This is a genomic window from Curtobacterium sp. C2H10 (assembly GCF_025407985.1).
Lineage (GTDB): Bacteria > Actinomycetota > Actinomycetes > Actinomycetales > Microbacteriaceae > Curtobacterium.
Genome location: NZ_JABXGF010000143.1, coordinates 1 through 271 on the forward strand (window position 1 = coordinate 1; position 271 = coordinate 271).

Annotated in this window: 1 pseudogene; it reads right to left on the reverse strand. The window is 59.4% G+C overall.

The features are described 5' to 3' along the window. Positions 1-87: 87 nt before the first annotated feature. A pseudogene (locus HWD93_RS18395) lies at positions 88-271 on the reverse strand (sugar ABC transporter ATP-binding protein); the annotation flags it as partial.

The following is a 271-nucleotide window of genomic DNA, read 5'->3' on the forward strand; positions in this document are numbered from 1 at the left end:
GGTCAGCAGAGAGCGTCCAATCACGACTTTTTGCTGGTTGCCGCCGCTGAGGGCCTGAATTTCCACCTCCGGGGAGGAGACCTTAATCTACAGGCTGCCAATGGTGCTGGCGACGACGGCCTCCTCTTCTTTATCCGCGATGGTCAAGCCGCGCTGTAAGCGTCGCCACAGGCTGGCGATCGTTAGGTTGCTGGCAACCGAGGAGATAGGGAAAATACCGGTCCGCTTACGGTCCTCCGGTACCAGGCTCATGCCCATGCGGATTCGTTCG